The following is a 24,583-nucleotide window of genomic DNA, read 5'->3' as shown; positions in this document are numbered from 1 at the left end:
TTTTTAAATCACTAAACCTTAATAAGTACGCATTAGAAGGATTGTATATTTTGCTTGTCACTTATCTTACATGTAATTATGCAACAGATCGTACTCATTAAAATAACTATAGCTCCTCAGAGCTCGCTGACAGAAATACCAATTAATGGTGATGATCGTTAGCTAATTGATTACCTTGCGCATCATAAAAACCACTACCAGCGTGGTCAATAAAGCCCAAACGTATCATTTTCCTTAAAAAGGGATCCGATTCATTATCGCCAATATCGGCATAATCCGTCATTTTATAATGCTCTGTTCTTTTAAAGACGCTTTCTATCTTGTCTGTTGAAAATATCGTTTTATTTAATTGCCAAACGGTTATCGTTTCTTTTTCGTTAGTAATAACTTTTTGTGCAAGTTGCAACTCCGGCTGCCACCAAAGTTCTATCGTTTGCTCTTTGCTTTCAAATTTATAATATTCAATTCGGCTACAATCCTGACCTTTGGTTGATATTAAGGTCATGTTAGCCAATTGAGCTTCTGTCACTAATTGAAATTTCGACTGCCAGTGATGTTTATTTGAAGCAACAGGTTCAAACTCAATACCTTTTTGGTAGTGATCAAAATAGCTTACTTTACGGACACTGTTATTTTTTAAGGTATGCCATTGATTCGTAGTTTGTTTCAATTGGTTGATATGTAAAACATCTTGACCTTTTCGCCATAACTCAAAGTTACTTTTTATTTTTGTAGTTTCAGAGTTTAACCCTGAAGTTTCAATTGTGTAAATAGCCCCTAATTGCTCAACTTTTTTTGGACAAGACTCACTTGCATAGCTTTTAAAACTTATTAACTGACTAGCGATAAAACAAAAAACAATTACCAAATTTTTCATTAGTTTTCCCATAAAAATAGGGGAACAATGTTCCCCTATATATTGATATTACAATATTAATTCATCGAATTTTCGTTACTTAGGTCTGCTGCAAAGTCCATGATATGAAATATTAAACTTTGCTCATTCGTACCTGTCACTAAGTGTGCTCCAGGACCCATCGCATACACAGCTACATCTTCACCAGCATGTGTTTCAGATGATAAAGGCACTAGTGCTTCTTGATGAAAACCTGGGGTTTGTGTTTCAACATTTGTTAAATCAACACGACCAGTTACTGCTGCTTCCATGTACGAAGCGTCAGCATTGGTTTCATCACCTAAGTCTCTATATCCTAATCCGTTGGTATAGCCTAATGTGGTGTAAGGCATGCCATCACTTGCTAACGAAGGCTCTTCTGAGCCAATACCAACAACTTTGCCCAAAATCGGGTTCCCACGTTTAGGGTAACCAGCAATGGTAAATACATGACTATGATCGGCCGTCACTATGATTAATGTATCTTCATCATCTGTGGCATCTACAGCAACTTGTACTGCTTTTGAAAATTCAATCGCATCATTTAACGCATTGTAAGCATTACCTGCATGATGAGCATGATCTATACGACCTGATTCAACAGTTAAAAAGAACCCTTTTTCATTGTTTTCAAGTACTCCAATTGCTTTAGCTGTCATTTCCGCCAAACTTGGTTCACCAGCAATATCATTTTCACGATCCGCTTCATATTGCATATGTGATTCTTTAAACAAGCCAAAAATACGTTCGGTTGTTGCAGGATCAATAGCATTAAAGCTGTCTTCATTCCAAATATACGAACCATTCGGATATGCAGTTTTCCACTCGGTAATTAAGTCTCGACCATCCGTTCGATCTCCCTCTACACCACTTACTGCATCTGCACTGTTAAATGCAGCATCTTTAGGTAAAAAGTGACGGCGACCACCACCCATCACTACTTCAATGCCATTAACATTAGTGCCGGTATAACGGGCTTCTAAATTGGCTTCAAAGTTCACTAATTGAGATGCGATATCTTCACAGCCACCATCAATAGCAGATTGCGGCATATCTGAAACATCTTCCCAATTTCGATTGGCTGATTTTGCAAAAGTCGCAGCAGGCGTCGCATGAGTTATACGTGCCGTTGAAATAATACCTGTCGATTTACCGGCTATTTCGGCTAATTCTAATACAGTTATCATTTCATTACCTGCGACAGTAGAGCAATCGCCATAAGCAATATCTTCATCGACACCGATAACACCAACATCTGTTTTTATACCTGACATCATAGCAGTCATTGTACCGGCTGAATCTGGCGTTTGAGCATCAACATTATAAGTTTTTGCAAATCCCGAAAATGGAAATTTATCAAAGCTTAATTGATTCTCTTCACCCATTAATCCTTTACTTTGACCGTCTAAAATACGTGCAGCCGTTACCGTTGAAACTCCCATACCATCGCCGACAAAAAGTATCACGTTCTTTGCCGTACCTCTCAGGCTTTCAATATCAGCTGTTGTTTTTGCAAAAGCTACCTTAGTAGCTGGGGCAGTCGCATTTACCTGCTCGGTTACCTCTTGCCAAATAGCTTCAGCGGTTGCTATTTCAGAAGCACCAGCAACAAACCACGAGTTATAACTGTTCGTTGCAATATCTGCTGAACCGACTTCATTAATCGTAGGTGCACAAACAAATTGGCTTTCACTAAATTCGCTTTCTTCTAAAACACCATCACTATTCGCATCAATACCAGAATCAATTCTAACGCCACTGTTTAAACAATTTTCATCACCTACCGGTAATTCTGTTTGTTTAATTAAACTCGTTAATCCATCTACGCCATTGCTACCATTAGCACCGTTTACGCCATTTTTTCCGTTATCACCATCACCACAAGCACTTAACGCTAATGTTAATGAAGCGGTGATTGCTGTAATAATAAATTTATTCATAATGTTATATCCTTGATTTCAACGTGATGACATTTAGTCAACTAAACCTAGTGCGCGATTGATAAGATGGAAGATGACACTTTGCTCTACCGTACCTTGTATAAGATGTGCACTTGGTCCCATAGCGTGGACAGAAATATCTTCACCGGCATGCGTTTCTGAACCTAATGGAACGGTTGATTCTTGATGAAAACCGGTAACAGTGGTGTCTACTGAAGATAAATCCATACGGCCAGCCATGGCTGCTTCGCTATAACTCGCATCGGCATTGCTCTCATTACCTAAGTCTCGATAGCCTAAACCGTTCGCATAGCCCACTGTAGTGTATGGCATGCCATCTTTTGCGAGTGATGGCTCTTCTGAGCCAACACCGACAACTTTCCCTAAAATTGGGTTACCACGTTTAGGATAGCCTGCAATGGTAAATACATGACTATGATCAGCGGTGACTATGATTAATGTTTCTTCATCATTTGTGGCATCTACCGCTGCTTTTACAGCTTTTGCCAATTCGATAGTATCGGTTAAAGCATTGCTGGCATTACCTGCATGATGCGCATGATCAATTCGGCCTGATTCAATCGTTAAGAAGAAACCTTTTTCGTTATTATCAAGCACATTAATCGCTTTAGCTGTCATTTCGGCTAAGCTTGGTTCACCGGCAATATCGTTTTCACGATCCGCTTCATATTGCATGTGTGATTCATTGAATAAGCCAAAGATTTGTGTTGTTGAATCAGCATTTATCGCTTCAAAACCGGCTTTATCCATAACGTAGCTACCCTGAGGATATTTTTCTTGCCACTCAGTTACTAAGTTTCGGCTGTCAGTTCGATCACCCTCAACGGCACTTACTGCATCCGCACTATTAAATGCTGCATCTTTTGGTAAGAAATGACGGCGACCACCACCCATCACCACTTCGATGCCATCAACATCTACACCTAGAAAACGTTTTTCTAAATTAGTTTCAAAATTGATCAGTTGTGAAGCAATATCTTCGCAATCAGCGCGTTCTGGATTTTCCGCGATCGCCATATCAGAAACATCTTCCCAGTTACGATCGGCTGATTTCGCATAAGCAGCAGCTGGTGTTGCATGGGTTATTCTTGCTGTTGATATGATACCCGTAGATAAACCTTTGATTTCAGCTAACTCTAACGCTGTAACGACTTCATTACCTTTTGTTGATTCACAACTACCTCGAACAACATCTTCATTCACTCCAAGAACACCTGCGTCACTTTTTAAACCAGACATCATCGCTGTCATAGTCCCAGCAGAATCTGGTGTTTGTGCATCAACGTTATAGGTTTTTACTAAGGCTGAGTAAGGAAATTCTTCAAAACTTAAGTAGCCTTCTTCGCCCATTTCACCATTAAGCTGGCCAGATAGAATTCTCGCAGCCGTCAAGGTTGAAACCCCCATACCATCCCCAACAAAAAGAATGACATTTTTTGCTTTTATTGCTCTTTCTTGTTGTAGTTTTTCTAACAGTTTTTCTTGGCCTTGCTTAAACCAAGTATTAGAAGTTTGCGTTGCAGGTACCGTTTGGGCTAACGCACCAGACGATATCAAACTGGCCAAAACCAGTGATAGTCCTTGTTTAATCATCTATGTTTGCTCCAAGTTCATTTTTATTTATTAAGAAAACTGAACTAAAGTAAACAATAACTATTAAGCTTGAGTTACATTAACGTTACTTTCATTTGACGGTTATATGATGGAATTAAGACAGGAAATTTCATTGTTTCAAACACAAAAAAACGACTTTCACCGAAGTAAAAAGTCGTTTTTCAAATCACTAAAACTTAAGTAAGTCGTAGAATGGTGTTATTTTTTGCTTGTCGCCTGTATTACACGTAATTGCGCAACAGCACGTGCTAATTCAGAAGCAGCTTCTGCATAATCAATATCATTACCTTGATCATTCAAATGCTGCTCAGCACGTTCTTTCGCTTCAAGTGCAGCTTGTTCATCTAAGTCATCGCCACGTACAGCAATATCAGCTAGTACTGTCACGTGATTAGGTTGAACTTCAAGCATGCCGCCAGAAAGGTAGATAACTTCTTCAGTACCACCTTTTTTAACGATTCTCGCCATTCCAGGTTTTAGTGAGGTCAGCAAAGGTGCATGACCAGGCATAATACCTAGTTCACCTTCGCTACCTGTGATCTGTAATGATTCAATAGCACCCGAGAATAAACTCTCTTCGGCACTTACCACATTCAGATTGACAGAAAGTATTGCCATGTTGACCTCCTAAAGAGGTGATTAAGTCGTAGAAACGAAATAATCACCAACCTACATTACATGTTTTTAGCTTTTTCAGCTGCTTCTTCAATAGAACCAACCATGTAGAAAGCTTGCTCAGGTAAGTCATCAAATTCACCCGCAAGAATACCTTTAAAGCCAGCAATTGTGTCTTTAAGTGATACATACTTACCAGGAGAACCTGTGAATACTTCAGCAACGAAGAACGGTTGAGATAAGAAACGTTGGATCTTACGTGCGCGTGATACAGTTTGCTTATCTTCTTCAGATAACTCATCCATACCTAAGATGGCGATGATATCTTTTAGTTCTTTGTAACGTTGTAATGTTGATTGAACACCACGAGCCGTTTCATAATGCTCAGCACCAACTACTAACGGGTCTAATTGACGCGAAGTAGAATCAAGTGGGTCGATTGCAGGGTAAATACCTTGCGATGCGATATCACGAGAAAGTACAACGGTTGCATCTAAGTGAGCAAAGGTTGTTGCTGGAGATGGATCGGTCAAATCATCCGCTGGTACGTATACCGCTTGAATTGAAGTGATTGAACCTTTCTTCGTTGACGTAATACGCTCTTGAAGAACACCCATTTCTTCAGCAAGTGTTGGTTGATAACCAACCGCTGATGGCATACGACCTAACAATGCAGATACTTCCGTACCAGCAAGTGTATAACGGTAGATATTATCTACGAAAAATAATACATCACGACCTTCGTCACGGAATTTTTCAGCCATCGTCAAACCAGTCATCGCAACACGAAGACGGTTTCCTGGAGGCTCGTTCATTTGGCCGTAAACTAACGATACTTTATCAAGTACGTTAGAATCGTTCATTTCATGGTAGAAATCGTTACCTTCACGAGTACGCTCACCTACACCAGCAAATACTGAGTAGCCGCTATGCTCGATCGCGATGTTACGAATAAGTTCCATCATGTTTACGGTTTTACCAACACCAGCACCACCGAATAAACCAACTTTACCACCTTTAGCAAATGGACATACTAAGTCGATTACTTTGATACCTGTTTCTAATAGTTCATTAGACATCGCTTGCTCAGCATATGCTGGCGCTTCACGGTGAATTGACCATTTTTCTTCTTCGCCGATTGGGCCAGCTTCATCGATAGGCTCACCCAATACGTTCATGATACGACCCAAAGTTGCAGTACCTACTGGAACTTGGATGTTATCACCTGTGTTTACTACTGTCAGACCACGACGCAAACCGTCTGATGAACCCATAGCGATAGCACGTACAACGCCACCACCTAATTGCTGTTGTACTTCTAGTACTAAGCCTGAAAGGTCACCTTCAGTTACATTTAATGCGTCATATACCTGAGGTACAGCATCTTGTGGGAATTCTACATCCACAACTGCGCCAATGATTTGGACGACTTTACCTGTACTCATGTTTAATCCTCTAATCTTGTGCTCTTAAAATTAAGAACCTTTGCTTATACCGCTGCAGCGCCGGCACAAATCTCACTCAATTCTTGAGTAATGCTTGCTTGACGTGCTTTGTTATATACCAATTGTAAATCATCAATTAAGTCACCCGCGTTATCGGTTGCAGCTTTCATTGCAACCATACGAGCAGCTTGTTCACATGCGAGATTTTCAACTACACCTTGATATACTTGAGATTCTGTATAACGAACAAGTAGTTGTTCAAGCAATGCTTGAGCATCTGGTTCGTATAAATAATCCCAGCGATGCTTAATTGCGTCATCATCTGACTTAGGCAAAGGTAAAAGTTGATCGATTGTCGGCTGTTGCGTCATCGTATTAACAAACTTGTTATACACAATGAACAATCTGTCTATCTCACCATTGTCATAGGCGTTTAACATTACCTTCACACTACCAACTAAGTCAGTAAGTGAAGGGTTATCACCTAATCCAGAAATTTGTGAGACAACTTTAGCGCCCATATTATTGAAAAAGGCAGTAGCTTTAGAACCAACTACAGCAAATTCAACTTCGGCGCCTGCTTCCTGCTGTTTACCAGCATCAGCAAGTACTTGTTTAAATAAATTAATATTTAAACCACCACACAAACCTCGGTCTGTTGAGACAACGATATAGCCTACGCGCTTAGCTTCACGTTCTTCCATATAAGGATGACGGAATTCTAAATTACCAAGCGCGATGTGACCGATCACATTTCGCATATTTTCAGCGTATGGACGAGAAGCAGCCATGCTATCCTGCGCTCTGCGCATTTTACTAGCTGCAACCATTTCCATCGCGCTGGTGATCTTCTGTGTATTTTGTACACTTCCGATCTTTGATTTAATCTCTTTACCACCAGCCATGACTATTCTCCGCGAAAAGGTTAACTAATTACCAAGTTTGAGTAGCTTTGAAAGCTTCAATTGCTTTCGCTAATCCAGACTCGATATCTTTGTTATAGTCGCCTTTTTCGTTGATAGTAGCCATCAACTCAGCGTGCTCATTGTTTACGTAAGAACGTAATGCTTCTTCAAAATCAACAACTTTGTTAATTTCAACATCATTTAAATAGCCTTTTTCTGCGGCAAATAATGATACTGCTGTTTCAGCAATGGACAATGGGCTGTATTGCTTTTGCTTCATTAACTCAGTTACACGTTGACCATGCTCTAATTGAGCACGAGTAGCGTCATCTAAGTCAGATGCAAATTGAGCAAAGGCTGCTAGCTCAGCATATTGTGCTAATGCTAAACGAATACCACCACCAAGTTTCTTGATGATTTTCGTTTGAGCAGCACCACCAACACGAGATACAGAAATACCAGCGTTAACAGCAGGACGAATACCTGAGTTAAACAAGTTAGATTCTAAGAAAATCTGACCATCGGTAATTGAGATAACGTTTGTTGGTACGAATGCTGATACATCACCCGCTTGCGTTTCAATAATTGGTAATGCTGTTAAAGAACCTGTTTTGCCTTTAACTTCACCATTTGTGAAACGTTCAACGTATGCTTCGTTTACACGAGCTGCACGTTCTAATAAGCGTGAGTGAAGATAGAATACGTCACCTGGGTATGCTTCACGACCTGGTGGACGACGTAAAAGTAATGAAATTTGACGGTAAGCAACAGCTTGCTTTGACAAATCATCATATACAATTAATGCATCTTCACCGCGGTCACGGAAGTATTCACCCATAGTACAACCAGAGTATGCTGATAAGTACTGTAATGCAGCAGCTTCAGAAGCAGATGCAACAACAACGATAGTATTCTCTAACGCGCCGTGCTCTTCTAATGAACGAACTAAGTTCGCAACAGTAGAAGCTTTTTGTCCGATTGCTACGTATACACACTTAATACCAGTGTTTTTCTGGTTAATAATGGCATCTAGTGCGATCGCTGATTTACCAATTTGACGGTCACCGATGATAAGTTCACGTTGACCACGACCGATTGGAATCATTGCATCAATTGATTTAATACCAGTTTGAACTGGCTCATCAACCGATTTACGATCGATAACACCTGGTGCTACAACTTCAACTGGCGCGAAGCCATCGTTGTCAATTGGGCCTTTGCCATCAATTGGTTCACCTAAAGTGTTAACTACACGACCTAATAAGCCGCGTCCTACTGGTACTTCCAAAATACGGCCAGTACCTTTAACTTTTACGCCTTCAGCTAGATCCGCGTAAGGACCCATAACTACCGCACCTACCGAATCACGGTCAAGGTTAAGCGCTATTGCGAAGCGGTTGCCAGGAAGTTCGATCATTTCGCCTTGCATTACATCAGCAAGACCATGGATACGAATAATACCATCTGTTACAGAAACGATAGTACCTTCGTTACGAGCTTCACTAACTACGTCAAACTGTTCAATACGATTCTTGATCAGTTCAGCGATTTCAGTGGAATTCAGTTGCATGCTCTGTTCCCCGTTAAGATTGTATTGTTGTTGCTAAGCGGTTCAATTTACCTCTAACTGAACCATCTATCACCATGTCACCAGCTTTGATCACCAAACCTGAGACTACGTTTTTATCAACACTACAATTGAGCTTTACTTTTCTTGCCAAACGCTTTTCAAGCGCGGCGCTAATTACTTTCTGTTGCGCTACTTTTAGTTTCACAGCAGAGGTAACATCGACAGATATTTCTTTTTCAAATTCAGCTTTTAATTCGCTAAATTGAGTTAATACCTGTGGTAGCACCAACAAACGTTGATTTTCAGCCATTACTTTTATTAAGTTCTGGCCGTTGCTGTCTAATTGAACGTCACAAACTTTTAAGAAAAGGTCTGTGGCTTGTTCAACCGATGCACCACCAGAAATATATTCTGTAATAGTGGCATCTTTAGAAACTTCAGCAGCAAATGTTAGCATTTCATGCCAAGCATCTATTGCTTTTGCTTCTACAGCAAAATCGAACGCTGCTTTAGCATAGGGACGAGCGACGGTTGTCAATTCAGACATAAGCTCTATTCCCTCTTAAAGTTCAGCTACAAGTTTATCTAAAATGTCGCTATGTGCAGCGGCATCAATTGAACGCTCGAGAATTTTCTCAGCACCAGCTACCGCAAGAACCGCCACTTGTTGGCGTAATTCTTCTTTCGCTTGGTTACGTTCAGTCTCTATTTCTGCATGACCAGCAGCTAAGATTTTTTCTTTCTCAGCTTGTGCTTTTTCAGCAGCTTCTTCAACTAATTGCGTTTCACGCTTTTTAGCAGCTTCAATAATTTCAGCAGCTTGCGCTTTGGCTTCTTTTAGTTGTGCAGTAGCTTTCTCTTGAGCAAGCTCAAGATCTTTTGCAGCACGGTCCGAAGCAGCAAGTCCGTCAGCAATAGTTGCTTGACGAGCTTCGATGGCACCAATAATTGGTGGCCATACATACTTCATACAAAAAATTACGAATACGATAAATGCGATTAATTCACCAACTAAGGTCATATTAAGATTCATTTATGTATCTCCTATTCAAATTCGCGGTTAAAAAACAACTTAAAATTAAGCACCAACTGCGAATAATAGGTATAAGCCGATAGCAACACCGATCATCGCGATAGCATCGATAAGACCCGCTACGATGAACATTTTCACTTGAAGTTGAGGTGCTAATTCAGGTTGACGTGCAGCAGACTCTAGGAATTTGCCACCAAGTAAACCAAAACCAATCGCAGTACCAAGAGCACCTAGACCGATTAATAAAGCAACAGCGATATATAACATATTTATCTCCGATTATTTAAGTAAAGTTATAAAGTTAAAAATTAGTGATCTTCGTGAGCTAGACTCAAATATAGAATCGTTAGCATCATGAAAATAAACGCTTGTAATGGGATAACCAGCAAGTGGAAAGCTGCCCATAAAAAATGTACTGGCAATTGGAATAAACCAATTGTCGCAATCAGTAAAAATATCAACTCACCCGCATATAAGTTACCGAATAAACGTAACGCAAGTGATAATGGACGAGCTAATAAGGTAACCATTTCAAGAATAAAGTTCACTGGGTATAAAGACCAGTGACCAAAAGGTTGAGTCGTTAATTCTTTTATGAATCCGCCAATACCTTTTACTTTAATTGAATAGTAAATAATAAGAGCAAATACACCCAATGCTAAAGCAAAAGTCATATTTGGATCGGTTGTTGGCACAGCTTTCATATAATGAACACCAAACAACTCAAAAATACGCGGCATTAAATCAACGGGTACCCAATCCATAGCATTCATTAGTAAAACCCAAACAAAAATGGTTAATGCTAATGGTGCGATAACAGGGTTATGCCCATGGAAAGTACTTTTAACGCTATCGTCAACAAACTCGACGATCATTTCAACAGCACATTGCAGTTTTCCTGGTACGCCAGTTTCCGCTTTTTTGGCAACAGAACGGAAAATGGTTAAAAAGACCAAGCCTAAAAATATTGACCATCCTAGCGTATCTATGTGGAGGGCCCAAAAGCCTTCTCCTACAGTAAGATTCTGCAAATGATGTTTAATATATTCTTGGCTGGTTACTTCAGCAGCAGACATATTAAGGTTCCTAATGATTAAAGTTTAAAAATTCTAATGTTTAATAAAAAACGGTGTTAGTAATGGCATGGCCACAACTAAACAAAAACTGGTGAAAAATGGTACCGGCAGTATCGCTAAAAATTTAAAGGCTAGCGCAAACAAAAGGGCCGTTAATACTATTTTCATTTTTTCGCCACTATAAAAAGATTCCATCACTTTTTCTGACGATCGTGCTCCGGCATATCTAAAGGCTTTCAGAGCAAAAAATATATGAGGAATTATCGTTACTGCGCCGCCAGCTAAAACTGACTTTGCATGCTCAATTCCCCAGTTAAAATAAACCACGAAAGCTAAAATTAAAACCGCCATCAACATAGCGATTATCTGTTTAAAGGCGAAACGTTTTCCAACCTTGGTAAGTTCATTATTTTGTGTGGAACTCACGAGATTCTCCAAACGAAGCTTTTCGTATTATTTATAGGCTTTTAAAGTAAATACTTTTACTTTGAAAAGCCGACGCAAGTATACTTAATTAGAATACTAATGCAACAAAAGAGGGCGCTGCTTGCCCTCTTTATGTGCGATTATTGTGTAATTTTAATTATTGATGTGATGAATAGTTAAAAAGAACCAAACCGAGCAACAATACCATCCAATTCATCTAAGTTTGTATACGATATAACAAGCTTACCTTTTCCTTTAGTATTATGTGAAATAGTCACTTGTGAACCCAGCTTTTCAGATAAGTTTTGCTCTAACGATTTTGTATTTGGATCTTTTACTTTTTCTTCTTTAATTTTTGCTGGCTCTTGTATCTTTTTAATTAACGCTTCCGTTTCACGGACAGTTAACTCTTTTGCCACTACAGCACGGGCAGTGGTTGTTTGCTCATCATTTTGTAATGCTAATAAAGCTCGCGCATGACCCATTTCAATATCGCCATGTTCAAGTAATGTTTTTACTTCATCATTTAAGTTATTTAAACGCAGTAAATTAGTAACGGTAGTACGAGATTTCCCGACAGCTTCAGCGACTTCTTGATGCGTTAATTCAAATTCAGTTAATAATCGTTGTAATGCAATAGCTTCTTCCATTGCATTGAGATCTTCACGTTGAATATTTTCAATTAATGCGATGGCAACTGCAGCTTCATCTGGTACATCTTTAATTAAACATGGTACGAGATCAATCTCAGCTAATTGGGCAGCTCGCCAACGACGTTCACCAGCAATAATTTCAAAACTGTTTTCACCAATAGGACGAACAACAATAGGTTGAATAATACCTTGAGATTTTATTGAATTAGATAATTCATCTAACGCATCAGCCGACATATCTTTACGGGGTTGATACTTACCCGGTTGTAATTGCTCAATGGGAAGTTTTTGTAATTCACTTTGAGGCGGCGTGATCTCTTCAGCTTTAGACGATAACTCTTGATCAGAGCTTTCTTCTTTTTTAGGTGCATTTGTTAATAATGCATCTAAACCTCTACCAAGACCTCTACGTTTAGAAGGGCTCATAATTTTCCTTGCTGATTTACAGTGTAATTATTTTAATTTTTTAGGGTAAATATTTAATCTGCTTTACGCAGTATCTCGCCTGCTAGGGCTAAATAAGCTTTTGCACCAGTTGACGATTTATCGTAATACATTACTGGGGCACCAAAACTTGGCGCTTCAGCTAATCTGACATTTCTTGGGATAACCGTGCGGTAAACTTTATCACCAAAATGTCGCTTTAATTGTTCTGAAACATCATTGGCTAATCGATTACGTGGGTCATACATAGTTCGTAAAATACCTTCAATATGTAATTCACCATTGACCACTGAAGTTAACTGCGCAATTGTGTCCATTAATGCCGTTAACCCTTCTAATGCATAATATTCACATTGCATCGGTACTAACACAGAATCAGCTGCAGTCATGGCATTCACTGTTAACATGTTTAATGAAGGAGGGCAGTCGATAATAATATAATCATAATCTTTTTTGATCGGCGCTAAAGCATTTTTTAAGCGTTGTTCACGAGCATAAACTTCCATTAACTTAATTTCAGCCGCAGTAACATCCGCATTGGCTGCGATTAAATCATATACGCCTTCAGTATTTTTACAAACGACTTGATCAAAAGGAAGTTCTTCAACTAATAATTCATAACAAGTAGCAGGAACTTCATATTTATCAATACCACTGCCCATGGTTGCATTACCTTGGGGGTCAAGATCTATTAATAAGACCTTACGTTTTGTTGCTGCCAAAGAAGCTGCTAGGTTTACTGCTGTTGTGGTTTTGCCAACACCACCTTTTTGATTAGCAACTGCAATAATTTTTCCCACTAGAACCTCGAACAATTGTTGTTATTAGTTTTTCTTAAGCTCTATTACGTGCCTTTCACCGACAAGATTTGGCACTGTAATTTCATGACTTTTTATCAATGATACATCATTTGGTAATTGAGTTAATTCATCTTTTGGATATTGACCTTTTAGCGCATAAAAACGGCCATTTTGGTCAATAAGATGTTTACACCAATTAATCATATCTTCAAGTGAGGCAAATGCTCGACTTAATACACCATCAAAAGGAATTTCAGGTTGATATTTTTCAACTCGAGAAAGTAAAGGAGTTACATTAGCAAGTTTTAATTGAAAAACAACTTGTCTTAAAAAAGTAATACGTTTTCCTAAGCTATCAAGTAAAACAAATGATCGCTCTGGAAATAAAATAGCTAAAGGAATACCAGGCAAACCAGGTCCTGTTCCCACATCAATAAAATGATTTCCTTCAAGTACTTCTCCTACAGCTAAACTGTCCATAATATGTTTAACCAACATTTCATGCGGATCACGTACAGAAGTTAAATTATAAGCTTTATTCCATTTCACTAATAATTCAACATATTGAATTAGTTGAGATATTTGTGTTTCATTAACCTTAATATCTGATTTTTTTATTAAGGATTCTAATTCTGATATCAACGACATATTTTTAATATTTATCCATTATTTACAACAGTTTACGCTGACTTCCTTAAAAGGCCATGTTTTTTTAAGTACACAAGTAAAAGTGAAATAGCTGCGGGGGTTATCCCTGAAATTCGTGATGCTTTACCAATTGATTCTGGTTTTGCATCCGTTAACTTTGCAACGACTTCATTAGATAACCCTGAAATTTGGCCATAATCAAAATCATGTGGAATTAACGTATCTTCATGACGTTTTTTCTTTGCAATATCATCAAGTTGGCGATCAATATAACCGGCATACTTAATTTGAATTTCTACTTGCTCAGCGGCTTGTTTATCAGCAAGCGCTGGTCCAATGCCTTCAATTTCCATTAAATCATCATAACGTACTTCAGGACGACGAATTAAATCTTCAAGATTATTTTCACGACTAATCGGATTTTTTAATAATGGATTTATTTTTTCTGCTGCAGGGTGATCTTTTTGGATCCATTTTGATTTTAAACGCTGACGCTCAACTTCAATATTTTCCATTTTTTCGTTAAAACGACGCCAACGATTTTCATCCACTAAACCAAGTTTGTGACCAATTTCAGTTAATCGAATATCGGCATTATCCTCACGTAATAATAAACGATATTCTGCGCGGGAAGTGAACATACGATACGGTTCTTTAGTACCCAACGTTGCTAAATCATCAACCAAAACCCCCATATAAGCCTGATCTCTACCTAGCACTAACTCATCTTTACCTTGTACTCTTGCTGCCGCATTGGTAGCAGCAATTAATCCTTGCGCGCCAGCTTCTTCATAACCAGTCGTTCCGTTAATTTGGCCAGCAAAATACAAGTTATTCACGAGCTTACTTTCTAACGTTTGTTTTAAATCACGAGGATCAAAAAAGTCATATTCAATTGCATAGCCAGGGCGTGTGATATGGGCATTCTCAAAACCTTTGATTGAACGTACTAAATTCATTTGTACATCAAAAGGTAAGCTTGTTGAAATACCATTAGGATAAATCTCGTGAGTGGTTAAACCTTCTGGCTCGACAAAAATTTGATGTGAATCTTTTTCAGAAAAACGATGAATTTTATCTTCAATTGATGGGCAATAACGAGGGCCGATACCTTCAATAACACCAGTATACATAGGAGATCTATCTAAGCCACCACGAATAATATCATGGGTTTTTTCATTGGTATGTGTAATAAAACACGACACTTGCTCTGGATGATCTTTTCGTGATCCTAAAAATGAAAATACTGGTCTTGGATCATCACCCGGTTGTTCTTCCATTTGAGAAAAATCAAGTGTTCTAGCATCTAAGCGTGGTGGTGTACCTGTTTTTAAACGATCAATTCTAAAAGGTAAATCTTTTAATTTATTCGCCAAATTTACACTTGCTGGATCCCCGGCTCTACCACCTTGATAGTTGTTCATCCCTATGTGTATTTGACCTGCGAGAAAAGTACCAACGGTTAACACAACTGTTTGAGCTTTAAACTTTAGGCCCATTTGGGTTGAAACACCGACAACTTGATCATTGTCTAAAATAAGATCATCACAAGGTTGTTGAAATATTGTTAAATTCTGTTGATTTTCTAAAAAGTTTCTAACAAATGAACGATATAAAACCCTATCTGCTTGGGCTCTAGTTGCTCTAACAGCTGGCCCTTTACTCGCATTTAGTGTTCTAAATTGAATCGCAGCATGATCCGTCGCCGTCGCCATTAATCCACCTAAGGCATCAATTTCTTTAACTAAATGTCCTTTACCAATTCCACCAATAGCTGGATTACACGACATTTGTCCTAAAGTATCGATATTATGGGTAAGCAATAGAGTCTTACAGCCCATACGTGCTGAGGCTAATGCAGCTTCAGTGCCTGCATGTCCACCACCAACAACAATGACATCGTATGATTCTTGATACCACATAAAATAAACCTTAGAAAAATATTTAAAAATAAAAGGGCACGTATTTTAACTGTTTTTACCGTTAAGTGAAACGATCATTTTCATTAAATGATCTTCACTGGATCGTTAAATAATATATAAGATCTATTTAAAGATCTTATTATTATTACTTATTAGTAAACAGCTTTTCTGTGGGTAAGTGCTTTTTCTTCATTAAGATCAATTAATTATTTAGGATCCTTTGTTGTGATCAAACATTGATCAATCGACTTATAAGCTATGATCAAAAGCTATATTTATCCACAAGTGGATTTAATTAATTTTTTGTAAACTGGAAAATAACGCTTAATCCATAGCTTATTTTATTTTTATCCACAATTATGGTTTTTTTAGTGTAAAGTTGTTGATAACTTTGTTGTGTTTATTTTAAATATGATCGTTATTTTTAATGATCCACTGTTTAGCTTCCTCTTCAGGATCTATATCTTCAAGCATATCAAATGTTTTTATTGGAATGATTTCTATAGAACTTTTTGATTTTAATAGCTTATTTATATTTTTTGCTGCATAACAAAAGGTATCGTAGCTGGTATCTCCTAGACCAATAACAAAAAAGCGTAAACTAGATAGATCATTGGTTGTTTCAGATAAGTTATTAACAAAGGCTTGAATATTATCTGGGTATTCACCCGCACCATGAGTAGATGTACAAATTAGCCAGGTTTGATTTTCGATTGGTATTTGAGAAAAATCGGGTGATAAATGTACTTCTGTTTGATGATTTAAAGCAGTTAATACTTCTTCACATGCTTCTGCAACATATTCACTTCCACCTAACATACTGCCAACGATTATTTGTATTGATGCCATTTACTCACCTGAATGAAATTATAATTAATGTTTTCATTATATTTTTAGCTTGGCATAGTTAAAAGGTTTTTAATTATGTTCATCAATAGTTAATTAGGTTAAGGCAATATGAATGATAAAAATTTTTGTTATAGTGCTTAGAAGCTGTTGATCTATTTATTAGAATTAAGTTGAAGGAATCATATTGTGATAAAAATTTTCAGGAATAAACTTTTTTCATTATCCATTTATTGTCGACGTGATTTTGTTGTTTTATTGTTAATTAGTTTACTAGCTGCTTGTAGTTCTGCTCCTGATAATATTAAAGACGAAACCAAAGTTGTTACCCAACAACAGCAAACTGATTTAGGTCCTTATCAACAAAATACTCATGCCCCTTCTGTTGTGACTTATCAGGTTATAGATGATCCGCTTAGATTTATTAATGAACCAATATTTTCTTTTAATGACGTGTTTTATGAATACCTGTTAACTCCTTTTAGTAAAGGTTATCAGGCGGTTATGCCTGAGCCTATTGATCAAGGTATTCGTAATTTTTTTAATAATCTATCAGAGCCTGTTTCTGCAATTAATCATTTATTTCAAGGTGAATTTAAACGTTCAGCGAATAATTTATCTCGACTATTAATCAACTCTACTATTGGGTTGTTTGGTATGTTTGATCCAGCAAGTCACTGGTTTGAAATTAATGCAGACACTACTGGTTTTGCGAAAACTATTGAAATATATGGTGTGGGTCGAGGGGCTTATTTAGTTTTGCCTTTTATCGGGCCATCAAATGTTCGCGGTTTAGTGGCGATGCCTTTTGATCAATACGCTCATCCACTCAATCATATTAATGATGATGAAGCTGCTACACAGCTTTTGATCATTAATGGCGTGCATCGTCAAATTCCTGTGTTAGCGAAATATCCTCAAATGCTGGAGGGAGTTGATAATCGTTATGAGTTTATTCGAAATTTATACATACAAGGAAGTAAAAGAGATCAAGAGTTTGGTGAAAAACCGTTAATTATCAAGGATAAAAATAATCAGATGGATAAACATTAGATGAATAACCGTACATTGCCCGATAAGAAAATTGCTTTGTTTGCTAAAGTTATTTGTTTGTTTTTTATCATTTTAACGGGCTTTTTAGCCTGGCAAGCGACTCATTTTGAAATAGATGCTTCGGCTGATACTCTCTTAGTCGATAATAATAGACACCATATTATTAGCCAAATGAGTGATCAACGTTATGGTGCCCAAGAGTTTATTTTAATTGCTTTTAAACCTAAAAGTGGTGATATATTTTCACACGAAAATTTAGCTAAACTAACCAAGCTTGGTAATGAAATTTCGGCAATAGATCGCGTATCACAAGTGCGTAGCATAGCTAATGTACCTATTTTCGCCAATGCGACTAATTTTTCTGGCGATGTAAATTCTTTGACCTGGCAAGCACAACAATATCCAGCAGATCTTTTACAAAAAACCTTAAAAAATCACCCTTTATATGAAGGGTTGTTAGTGAATAAACAGCAAACCGCTTTAGCTTTACAGGTGGTTTTTCAGGAAGATCAAACACTCGTAAATTTACAAGCAGAAAGTCTTGCGATAAAGCAGCATTTACTCGAACGTGATTTACAGGCATCAGAAAAAGCACAGTTAGCTACTTTAAAAAACAAACAAGATGTTATTTCTAAATCACTGGATAAAACACGTATTGAAGAAATAACCCGTATTCGAAATATTATTAAAAAATATGGTACTGAAAATGAATTTTACCTTGGGGGGAACAATTTATTAGCCTATGAATTGATTAATATTATTGAAAGTGACTTGTTGCTATTTGGTAGTATTATTTTAATTGCTGTTATTGTTATTTTGACTTATTTGTTTCGACAATTTAGTTGGGTGTTTTTACCGATATTTTGTTGCACGGTAAGTGTCATTATTACGCTAGGTTTGCTTGCGGTATTTGCCCTAAAAGTTACGGTGATTTCTGCCAATGTTATTGCTTTGCAGATCATTTTATCGCTTGCGATGATCATTCACATCATTATTCAATATCAAGAATTTGTCGAAGCTGAACGATTTCATACTCAAACAGCTTTAGTCTTAGCAACCATTAAATCTAAATTTAAACCCTGTTTTTTTGCCGCCATCACCACAACTGTTGGTTTTGCTACCTTAATATTTAGTTCGGTTCAGCCTGTTATTAGTTTTGGTTGGATGATGGTAATCGCTATGTCAGTAAGTGTGTTAGTGAGCTTGATTTTTTTTCCTGCGTTATTAATTAGTTTTTTTTCCATTCAAAAGCACGTGGCAAAACATTCGTTAATAGAAGGATTTATGTCTGGCATGGCAACTTTGGTAAATCGCATACCGACTAAAATTAGCCTATTTACCATCATTGTTACATTAGCTTTCGGAGTAGGATGTTTTAAATTAACCGCCGAAAATAGTTTTTTAAATTACTTTTCAACATCTACTGACGTTAAACGTGAATTAACATTTATCGATCAAGAGTTTGGAGGGTCAACGACTTTTGACGTGTTATATAAAATTCCAAAATCGCAGCAAAAACAACCGTTAATTTTGTCCGCCGAAACCGTACAAACTATCACGGCAATTCAAACAATGTTAAGTCAACAAAAGGCCATAGGTAATATTACTTCTGTGGCTGACTTTACTCGCATTGCCCAAGTGGTTAACGGCAAGCCTCTCACTGAATATGAACTAACGGTGTTATATAAAAGCTTAGATAAAGACATACAACAAGATTTATTTGGTGGTTATTTTTCACCTTCCAACAATGAACTTCGGATTAGTACTCGAATTCAAGACAGTTATCAGGGGTTGAATCGAGCTGATTTATTGAAAAATATTCATCAAGAATTAGCCAATTTAGGCTTAGCGAAAAGTGATTATCAACTTACTGGTTTATTTGTTTTATATCAGCATATTTTAACTAAGCTTGTTGATTCACAAATTCTAACATTATTAATGGTTTATGCCGCGATGACCGTTATTTTAATGGTGATTTTTTCTTCATTGAAAATAGCGGTTATTTCGTTGATACCTAATATCATTACTACCGCTATAATTATGGGGATTATGGGATGGTTTGCTATTCCGTTAGACTTAATGACAATCACGATTGCGACAGTCGCAATGGGAATTTCAATGGATGATACTATCCATTATGTTCATCGCTATTTAGAAGAAAATTCAAATATTAGCAAAAAGGGCAGTGCAGACTCATCAACTAAATTGAACATAATCAAACAAACTAATTTATCGGTTGGATATGCATTAATGTACACAACATTAATCATTATTATTGGTTTTGGTATGTTGGTGTTTTCCAACTTTGTACCCAGTATGTTGTTTGGTTTATTAACCAGTATTGCCATGTTTGTAGCATTGATCACCGACATGACTATTCTGCCGGTGATGTTGAAGAAGTATTTAACTTAAATTCATTACTTACCAATACAAAACGAAGAGAATATTTCGCCTAATAAGTCATCATTGGTAAATTCACCGGTTATTTTATTGAGCGCTTCTTGACATAAGCGTAGCTCTTCAGCAAGTATTTCACCGGCGACATAAGCTTCAAGTTGTTCTAACCCTACCACTAAATGATGATGAGCCTCTTTTAAAGCCGAAAGATGACGTCGGCGAGCCATAAAACCACCTTCAGTATTTCCTTGATAGCCCATTATTTCTTTTAAATGTTCTTTTAACTCTTTTGTACCTTGGCCTGTTTTTGCTGATAAGGTTATGGTTGGTAACGCATTGTTAACTTCTATCCCCGTGGGTTTACCGGATAGATCTGCTTTATTTCTTATCACACTTAACCCAATGTTTTCTGGCAATTTTTCAAAAAATTCAGGCCAAATATCTTTCGGATTTTGATATTCTTCTTTGGTGGAATCAACCATCAAGAGTACGCGATCTGCTTGATTTATTTCTTGCCAAGCACGTTCAATACCTATTTGTTCTACTTTATCAGCGCTGTCTCGTAGCCCAGCAGTATCAATTATATGGAGTGGCATACCATCAATATGGATTTGCTCCGAAAGAACATCTCTTGTCGTTCCTTCAATATCTGTGACAATTGCACTTTCTCTGCCACTAAGCGCATTTAATAAGCTTGATTTACCTGCATTTGGCCGACCCGCAATTACCACGCGCATACCTTCACGGATAATGCTGCCTTGTTGAGCTTGTTGTTGTACATCTTCTACTTGTTTAATAATGGCTTTGAGATCATTGACAATTTTTTCATCGGCAAGAAAATCAATTTCTTCTTCAGGAAAATCAATAGCAGCTTCAACATACATTCTTAAATGGATAGTTGAATTTACCATTTCATTAACCAATTTAGAAAAGTCACCTTGTAGAGAATGCAAGGCACAACGAGCAGCTTGCTCAGAACTCGAGTTAATTAAATCGGCAATGGCTTCTGCTTGGGTTAAATCAAGCTTATCATTGATAAAAGCTTGTTCACTAAATTCCCCCGGTTTTGCCATTCTTATTTTATCTATGGTTAAAATTTCTTTTAATAACATATCTAAAATAACAGGGCCGCCATGACCTTGTAGTTCTAAAACATCTTCACCAGTGAATGAATTGGGCCCTTTAAAATACAGGGCTATTCCTTGGTCGAGTACTTGGTTATCTAAGGCATGAAAAGGTAAGTATTCTGCTTTCCTTAACTCGGGTACTTTACCTAAAATGGCTTGGGCAACATTTTTTACTTCAGGACCAGATACTCTTATGATGCCAACGCCGCCTCTTCCTGGCGCGGTTGCTTGTGCAGCGATTGTTTCTTTATAGGCTTGTAACATTGCAGATTAACTCGGTTTTGGTCTTCATCATTAAATTAAGTTTATTATAAACGGTTACTTAATGATTGGATATCTTGGAATTTCGTCATTTTTAGTCAATAAAAAAGCGACTAATAAGTCGCTTTTTCGATTGGTGCAATTTACTTCGTTAGCTCGCTTTCTTTTTTTCTATGCCCGCAAATATAATTTTCATTTGAATGATAGAAATAACATTACTGACTAACCAATATAATACTAAGCCTGATGGGAACCAGAAGAAAAAGATAGTAAACATAACAGGCATGTACTGCATTATTTTTTGCTGCATAGGGTCTTGTACGGTCATTGGTTGCATTTTCTGCATAATGAACATACTTACCCCCATCAATACCGGCAAAATGTAGTAAGGGTCTTTTGATGATAAATCTTGTAGCCATAAGCCAAAAGTTGCATGGCGTAATTCAACACTTTCTAAAAATACCCAATATAAGGCTAAGAAAATAGGCATTTGAATAAGCAGAGGTAAACAACCTCCAGCTGGATTGACCTTTTCCTTTCGATACATTTCCATGGTAGCTTGAGACATTTTTTGGCGATCATCACCAAATCGTTCTTTTAGTTGCGCCATTTTCGGTGCTAGTTCACGCATTTTTGCCATTGAGGTATATTGCGCTTTCGTTAGCGGGTACATCACACCTTTCACAATAATGGTAATAATGATAATTGCCACGCCCCAGTTTACCACTAGTGCTTGTATTTGAAGTAATAACCAGTGCAACGGTGAACTGATCATAAATAAGAAACCGAAATCGACAGTTAAGTCTAATCCATCAGCGATTTTTTCTAGCGCATCTTGATCTTTTGGACCTACATAAAAGCTTGCCGAAGCAGTAGCTTGTTGTTTTGGCTCAATAATTAAAGCAGGTGATTTAAAACCTATCACAGCATCTTGATTACTTGTGAAACTGGTATACAACAAATTGGCTTCTGTTTGATTCGGGATCCACGATGAAACAAAATAATGCTGTAACATAGCAACCCAACCACCTTGGGTGGTAACGTTTAAGTTTGCATCAGCAATATCTTCAAAATCATATTTTTCATAACGTTCTTCTTTTGTTGAGTATGCTGCGCCACGATAAGTGGGTATTAAGGCACTTGATGTATCAACTAATGAAGATTGTTTTAACTGTGCATATAATTCAATACTTGCAGCTGCGTCAGAATTATTATCAATTATATAATCTACGTTAACTTTATAATTTGATTTTTCAAAGGTAAAACGCTTGATAACAGATAAGCCATTGTTTGCAACATAGCTTAAATCAATGACGAGAGGCTCTTCACCTGTTAATTGATAGTGGTTTGACTCAACTTGATAAATTGGACGACCTTTTACCACTCTATCTATGCCTTGAGCACCCGTTAACCCACTTTGTGCGATATATTTAAAGGTACCATTTTGTAACATGGTAAAGGGAACACCACTGCCTTGCTCTGTTTCATAATCGAGTAAGGTTGCTTCAACTATATCACCACCTTGAGTATTAATTTTAATTTTTAATACGTCAGTTGTGACTTCTACCAAAGCGGCGCTTGAGGTTGTTGGTTTAACAACAGGGGTGGTTGCTGTGCTTGATACTGGAACAAATTCATCATTTGAAGATGTATTTGGAACCGACGAATCTACTTGATTAGTCGCTACCGGTTGTTGCACAGGGGCATGATCAAGCTGCCATTGTTGGTAGAGTAAAAAAGTTACTACCATAAGCGCAATGAACAGAAAACTGCGTTGAGATTCCATAATATGTTATTTCTCTTTTTTTAGTGGTGGTACGGGATCTTCTCCACCCGCATTTAATGGATGGCATTTTAGTATACGTTTGCCTGCTAACCAACTACCTTTTATCACACCAAAGCGATTTATTGCTTCAATGGCATAAAAAGAACAAGTTGGAGTGAATCGACAATTGTTGCCAAGCAGTGGGCTAAGCCAACGTTGGTAGGCTTTTACGAGTGATATTGCTATTAATTGTGGCGTTGAATTATTTTTCGCCATATTTTTTCTAATTGTCGTCTAATTTCTTGGTTATCTAACTTGTCAGTACCCGATTTAACCATTACTACCATATCTATGCCTGGTAAGTTGTGTTGATTAAGTCGAAAACTTTCTCGTATTTGACGTTTAATTCTATTGCGTTGAACCGCTAATTTAACGCGTTTTTTAGCAATAGCTAAACCTAAGCGATTAGTTTTTTCTGGGTTGGGTGTTATGAGAACAGTAATATGATTAGAGCCAAAACGTAGAGGTTTTGTAAATACTGTTTGGAATTGACCGGGAGTCAACAAACGTGACTCCCGATTAAATTCGTAAGTAACCATTTGGGTTACCTGCTTTCTATTGATGATTCAACAAAAAGTTTAAGCGCTAAGACTTGCACGGCCTTTAGCACGACGACGTGCAATTACAGCACGGCCGTTTTTAGTTGCCATGCGAGCACGGAATCCGTGATTACGCTTACGTTTTAATACGCTAGGTTGAAATGTTCTTTTCATTACGCTATCCGTCGGTTGTTGTTGCCCTGGCATAACCGCCGTTTTGAGCACACTGGGTCTAAAAAAGAGGCAGAATTCTATACATTATAGGAATAATTGTCAACGGCTAATATCAATATAATATCAAAAGATCCTTTAATGATCTTTGTGTGATCACATTACTATCCACAGTTTGATAACAAAATTAGATCATGTTGTTGATTATTTGTCCTTTTTATGGTTCTAAATAGTAATTTATTCTATCTATTATATTTTAGTGTTAATAAATTATAAGTTAAATATTATGTTTTTAATCAAAGTGTTAAGTGTTTGTTTCGCCTGAGGTGTCATTTATTTTTCAGACACCTGTTGAAG

General features: G+C 37.4%; 24 protein-coding genes. 2 read left to right on the top strand and 22 right to left on the bottom strand.

What is annotated here, in order from left to right:
• Positions 1–142 precede the first annotated feature (142 nt).
• From ABXH06_RS11950 to mioC, 17 genes are all read right to left on the bottom strand, one after another.
• Complete coding sequence (locus tag ABXH06_RS11950; RefSeq protein ID WP_311582052.1) at positions 143–877, bottom strand: hypothetical protein; 735 nt, start codon at positions 875–877, stop codon at positions 143–145.
• Positions 878–933: 56 nt separating this feature from the next.
• Positions 934–2,835 carry an alkaline phosphatase family protein gene (locus ABXH06_RS11945; RefSeq protein WP_353518363.1) on the bottom strand — a complete coding sequence of 634 codons (1,902 nt, stop codon included), beginning with the start codon at positions 2,833–2,835 and terminating at the stop codon, positions 934–936.
• Between the two features lie 33 nt (positions 2,836–2,868).
• On the bottom strand, positions 2,869–4,449 hold the full coding sequence (locus ABXH06_RS11940; protein WP_353518362.1) for an alkaline phosphatase: 1,581 nt from the start codon (positions 4,447–4,449) through the stop codon (positions 2,869–2,871).
• A 219-nt stretch (positions 4,450–4,668) separates the two neighbouring features.
• Positions 4,669–5,088: a F0F1 ATP synthase subunit epsilon gene (locus ABXH06_RS11935; RefSeq protein WP_353518361.1), complete on the bottom strand. Its 420-nt coding sequence runs from the start codon at positions 5,086–5,088 to the stop codon at positions 4,669–4,671.
• A 56-nt stretch (positions 5,089–5,144) separates the two neighbouring features.
• Positions 5,145–6,530 carry a F0F1 ATP synthase subunit beta gene (gene atpD, locus ABXH06_RS11930; RefSeq protein ID WP_311582040.1) on the bottom strand — a complete coding sequence of 462 codons (1,386 nt, stop codon included), beginning with the start codon at positions 6,528–6,530 and terminating at the stop codon, positions 5,145–5,147.
• A gap of 44 nt (positions 6,531–6,574) precedes the next feature.
• The gene (atpG, locus tag ABXH06_RS11925; RefSeq protein ID WP_311582037.1) at positions 6,575–7,435 is read right to left on the bottom strand and encodes a F0F1 ATP synthase subunit gamma; all 861 of its coding nucleotides are present in this window, start codon (positions 7,433–7,435) and stop codon (positions 6,575–6,577) included.
• A gap of 28 nt (positions 7,436–7,463) precedes the next feature.
• The gene (gene atpA / locus ABXH06_RS11920) at positions 7,464–9,005 is read right to left on the bottom strand and encodes a F0F1 ATP synthase subunit alpha (protein WP_311582033.1); all 1,542 of its coding nucleotides are present in this window, start codon (positions 9,003–9,005) and stop codon (positions 7,464–7,466) included.
• Between the two features lie 13 nt (positions 9,006–9,018).
• Positions 9,019–9,552 (bottom strand): F0F1 ATP synthase subunit delta, encoded by a 534-nt coding sequence (atpH, locus tag ABXH06_RS11915; protein WP_303453373.1) that lies wholly within the window; start codon positions 9,550–9,552, stop codon positions 9,019–9,021.
• Between the two features lie 15 nt (positions 9,553–9,567).
• A complete protein-coding gene (atpF, locus tag ABXH06_RS11910) occupies positions 9,568–10,038 on the bottom strand; it encodes a F0F1 ATP synthase subunit B (protein WP_303453371.1) in 471 nt (156 codons plus the stop codon).
• Positions 10,039–10,083: 45 nt separating this feature from the next.
• Positions 10,084–10,305 (bottom strand): F0F1 ATP synthase subunit C, encoded by a 222-nt coding sequence (gene atpE / locus ABXH06_RS11905; RefSeq protein WP_076417406.1) that lies wholly within the window; start codon positions 10,303–10,305, stop codon positions 10,084–10,086.
• Between the two features lie 41 nt (positions 10,306–10,346).
• Positions 10,347–11,114: a F0F1 ATP synthase subunit A gene (gene atpB / locus ABXH06_RS11900; protein WP_311582024.1), complete on the bottom strand. Its 768-nt coding sequence runs from the start codon at positions 11,112–11,114 to the stop codon at positions 10,347–10,349.
• Positions 11,115–11,147: 33 nt separating this feature from the next.
• Positions 11,148–11,540, bottom strand: a complete 393-nt coding sequence (locus tag ABXH06_RS11895; RefSeq protein ID WP_311582020.1) for an ATP synthase subunit I — start codon at positions 11,538–11,540, stop codon at positions 11,148–11,150.
• A gap of 176 nt (positions 11,541–11,716) precedes the next feature.
• Positions 11,717–12,619, bottom strand: a complete 903-nt coding sequence (locus ABXH06_RS11890) for a ParB/RepB/Spo0J family partition protein (RefSeq protein ID WP_311582016.1) — start codon at positions 12,617–12,619, stop codon at positions 11,717–11,719.
• Between the two features lie 53 nt (positions 12,620–12,672).
• Positions 12,673–13,437: a ParA family protein gene (locus ABXH06_RS11885; RefSeq protein ID WP_353518360.1), complete on the bottom strand. Its 765-nt coding sequence runs from the start codon at positions 13,435–13,437 to the stop codon at positions 12,673–12,675.
• A 24-nt stretch (positions 13,438–13,461) separates the two neighbouring features.
• On the bottom strand, positions 13,462–14,085 hold the full coding sequence (rsmG, locus tag ABXH06_RS11880) for a 16S rRNA (guanine(527)-N(7))-methyltransferase RsmG (protein ID WP_311582010.1): 624 nt from the start codon (positions 14,083–14,085) through the stop codon (positions 13,462–13,464).
• A 32-nt stretch (positions 14,086–14,117) separates the two neighbouring features.
• Positions 14,118–16,007, bottom strand: a complete 1,890-nt coding sequence (mnmG, locus tag ABXH06_RS11875) for a tRNA uridine-5-carboxymethylaminomethyl(34) synthesis enzyme MnmG (RefSeq protein ID WP_311582008.1) — start codon at positions 16,005–16,007, stop codon at positions 14,118–14,120.
• A 405-nt stretch (positions 16,008–16,412) separates the two neighbouring features.
• The gene (gene mioC / locus ABXH06_RS11870; RefSeq protein WP_353518359.1) at positions 16,413–16,856 is read right to left on the bottom strand and encodes an FMN-binding protein MioC; all 444 of its coding nucleotides are present in this window, start codon (positions 16,854–16,856) and stop codon (positions 16,413–16,415) included.
• Positions 16,857–17,042: 186 nt separating this feature from the next.
• Here mioC and ABXH06_RS11865 point away from each other — a divergent pair, with 186 nt between their 5' ends.
• Both ABXH06_RS11865 and ABXH06_RS11860 read left to right on the top strand, forming a co-directional pair.
• The gene (locus ABXH06_RS11865; RefSeq protein WP_353518358.1) at positions 17,043–17,906 is read left to right on the top strand and encodes an MlaA family lipoprotein; all 864 of its coding nucleotides are present in this window, start codon (positions 17,043–17,045) and stop codon (positions 17,904–17,906) included.
• Complete coding sequence (locus ABXH06_RS11860; RefSeq protein ID WP_353518357.1) at positions 17,907–20,318, top strand: efflux RND transporter permease subunit; 2,412 nt, start codon at positions 17,907–17,909, stop codon at positions 20,316–20,318.
• A 5-nt stretch (positions 20,319–20,323) separates the two neighbouring features.
• Here the strand turns inward: ABXH06_RS11860 and mnmE are convergent, their stop codons facing one another.
• From mnmE to rpmH, 5 genes are all read right to left on the bottom strand, one after another.
• Complete coding sequence (gene mnmE / locus ABXH06_RS11855; RefSeq protein ID WP_311581996.1) at positions 20,324–21,694, bottom strand: tRNA uridine-5-carboxymethylaminomethyl(34) synthesis GTPase MnmE; 1,371 nt, start codon at positions 21,692–21,694, stop codon at positions 20,324–20,326.
• Between the two features lie 148 nt (positions 21,695–21,842).
• Entirely contained in the window at positions 21,843–23,477 is a 1,635-nt protein-coding gene (gene yidC, locus ABXH06_RS11850) for a membrane protein insertase YidC (RefSeq protein WP_353518356.1), read from the bottom strand.
• A 6-nt stretch (positions 23,478–23,483) separates the two neighbouring features.
• Positions 23,484–23,732 (bottom strand): membrane protein insertion efficiency factor YidD, encoded by a 249-nt coding sequence (gene yidD / locus ABXH06_RS11845; RefSeq protein WP_311581990.1) that lies wholly within the window; start codon positions 23,730–23,732, stop codon positions 23,484–23,486.
• Positions 23,702–24,055, bottom strand: a complete 354-nt coding sequence (rnpA, locus tag ABXH06_RS11840) for a ribonuclease P protein component (protein ID WP_353518355.1) — start codon at positions 24,053–24,055, stop codon at positions 23,702–23,704. The genes yidD and rnpA overlap by 31 nt, the downstream gene beginning before the upstream one ends.
• A gap of 39 nt (positions 24,056–24,094) precedes the next feature.
• A complete protein-coding gene (rpmH, locus tag ABXH06_RS11835) occupies positions 24,095–24,229 on the bottom strand; it encodes a 50S ribosomal protein L34 (protein WP_033080930.1) in 135 nt (44 codons plus the stop codon).
• Positions 24,230–24,583: the final 354 nt, after the last annotated feature.

It is taken from the genome of Thalassotalea sp. SU-HH00458 (genome assembly GCF_040362795.1).
Classification (GTDB): Bacteria; Pseudomonadota; Gammaproteobacteria; order Enterobacterales; family Alteromonadaceae; genus Thalassotalea_H; species Thalassotalea_H castellviae.
The sequence above is the reverse complement of the archived record's forward strand: the minus strand, read 5'-3'. Positions and strand labels throughout refer to the sequence as shown.

Excerpts from the sequence above, each read along its gene's own strand:
- mnmE (WP_311581996.1), bottom strand. The coding sequence starts at position 21,694 with ATGTTACAAGCCTATAAAGAAACAATCGCTGCACAAGCAACCGCGCCA.
- yidC (WP_353518356.1), bottom strand. The coding sequence starts at position 23,477 with ATGGAATCTCAACGCAGTTTTCTGTTCATTGCGCTTATGGTAGTAACT.
- atpB (WP_311582024.1), bottom strand. The coding sequence starts at position 11,114 with ATGTCTGCTGCTGAAGTAACCAGCCAAGAATATATTAAACATCATTTG.
- rpmH (WP_033080930.1), bottom strand. The coding sequence starts at position 24,229 with ATGAAAAGAACATTTCAACCTAGCGTATTAAAACGTAAGCGTAATCAC.
- atpG (WP_311582037.1), bottom strand. The coding sequence starts at position 7,435 with ATGGCTGGTGGTAAAGAGATTAAATCAAAGATCGGAAGTGTACAAAAT.
- rsmG (WP_311582010.1), bottom strand. The coding sequence starts at position 14,085 with ATGTCGTTGATATCAGAATTAGAATCCTTAATAAAAAAATCAGATATT.
- atpA (WP_311582033.1), bottom strand. The coding sequence starts at position 9,005 with ATGCAACTGAATTCCACTGAAATCGCTGAACTGATCAAGAATCGTATT.
- ABXH06_RS11940 (WP_353518362.1), bottom strand. The coding sequence starts at position 4,449 with ATGATTAAACAAGGACTATCACTGGTTTTGGCCAGTTTGATATCGTCT.
- rnpA (WP_353518355.1), bottom strand. The coding sequence starts at position 24,055 with ATGGTTACTTACGAATTTAATCGGGAGTCACGTTTGTTGACTCCCGGT.
- atpD (WP_311582040.1), bottom strand. The coding sequence starts at position 6,530 with ATGAGTACAGGTAAAGTCGTCCAAATCATTGGCGCAGTTGTGGATGTA.
- yidD (WP_311581990.1), bottom strand. The coding sequence starts at position 23,732 with ATGGCGAAAAATAATTCAACGCCACAATTAATAGCAATATCACTCGTA.
- mnmG (WP_311582008.1), bottom strand. The coding sequence starts at position 16,007 with ATGTGGTATCAAGAATCATACGATGTCATTGTTGTTGGTGGTGGACAT.
- atpF (WP_303453371.1), bottom strand. The coding sequence starts at position 10,038 with ATGAATCTTAATATGACCTTAGTTGGTGAATTAATCGCATTTATCGTA.
- ABXH06_RS11945 (WP_353518363.1), bottom strand. The coding sequence starts at position 2,835 with ATGAATAAATTTATTATTACAGCAATCACCGCTTCATTAACATTAGCG.
- mioC (WP_353518359.1), bottom strand. The coding sequence starts at position 16,856 with ATGGCATCAATACAAATAATCGTTGGCAGTATGTTAGGTGGAAGTGAA.
- ABXH06_RS11890 (WP_311582016.1), bottom strand. The coding sequence starts at position 12,619 with ATGAGCCCTTCTAAACGTAGAGGTCTTGGTAGAGGTTTAGATGCATTA.
- atpE (WP_076417406.1), bottom strand. The coding sequence starts at position 10,305 with ATGTTATATATCGCTGTTGCTTTATTAATCGGTCTAGGTGCTCTTGGT.
- ABXH06_RS11935 (WP_353518361.1), bottom strand. The coding sequence starts at position 5,088 with ATGGCAATACTTTCTGTCAATCTGAATGTGGTAAGTGCCGAAGAGAGT.
- ABXH06_RS11860 (WP_353518357.1), top strand. The coding sequence starts at position 17,907 with ATGAATAACCGTACATTGCCCGATAAGAAAATTGCTTTGTTTGCTAAA.
- ABXH06_RS11950 (WP_311582052.1), bottom strand. The coding sequence starts at position 877 with ATGAAAAATTTGGTAATTGTTTTTTGTTTTATCGCTAGTCAGTTAATA.
- atpH (WP_303453373.1), bottom strand. The coding sequence starts at position 9,552 with ATGTCTGAATTGACAACCGTCGCTCGTCCCTATGCTAAAGCAGCGTTC.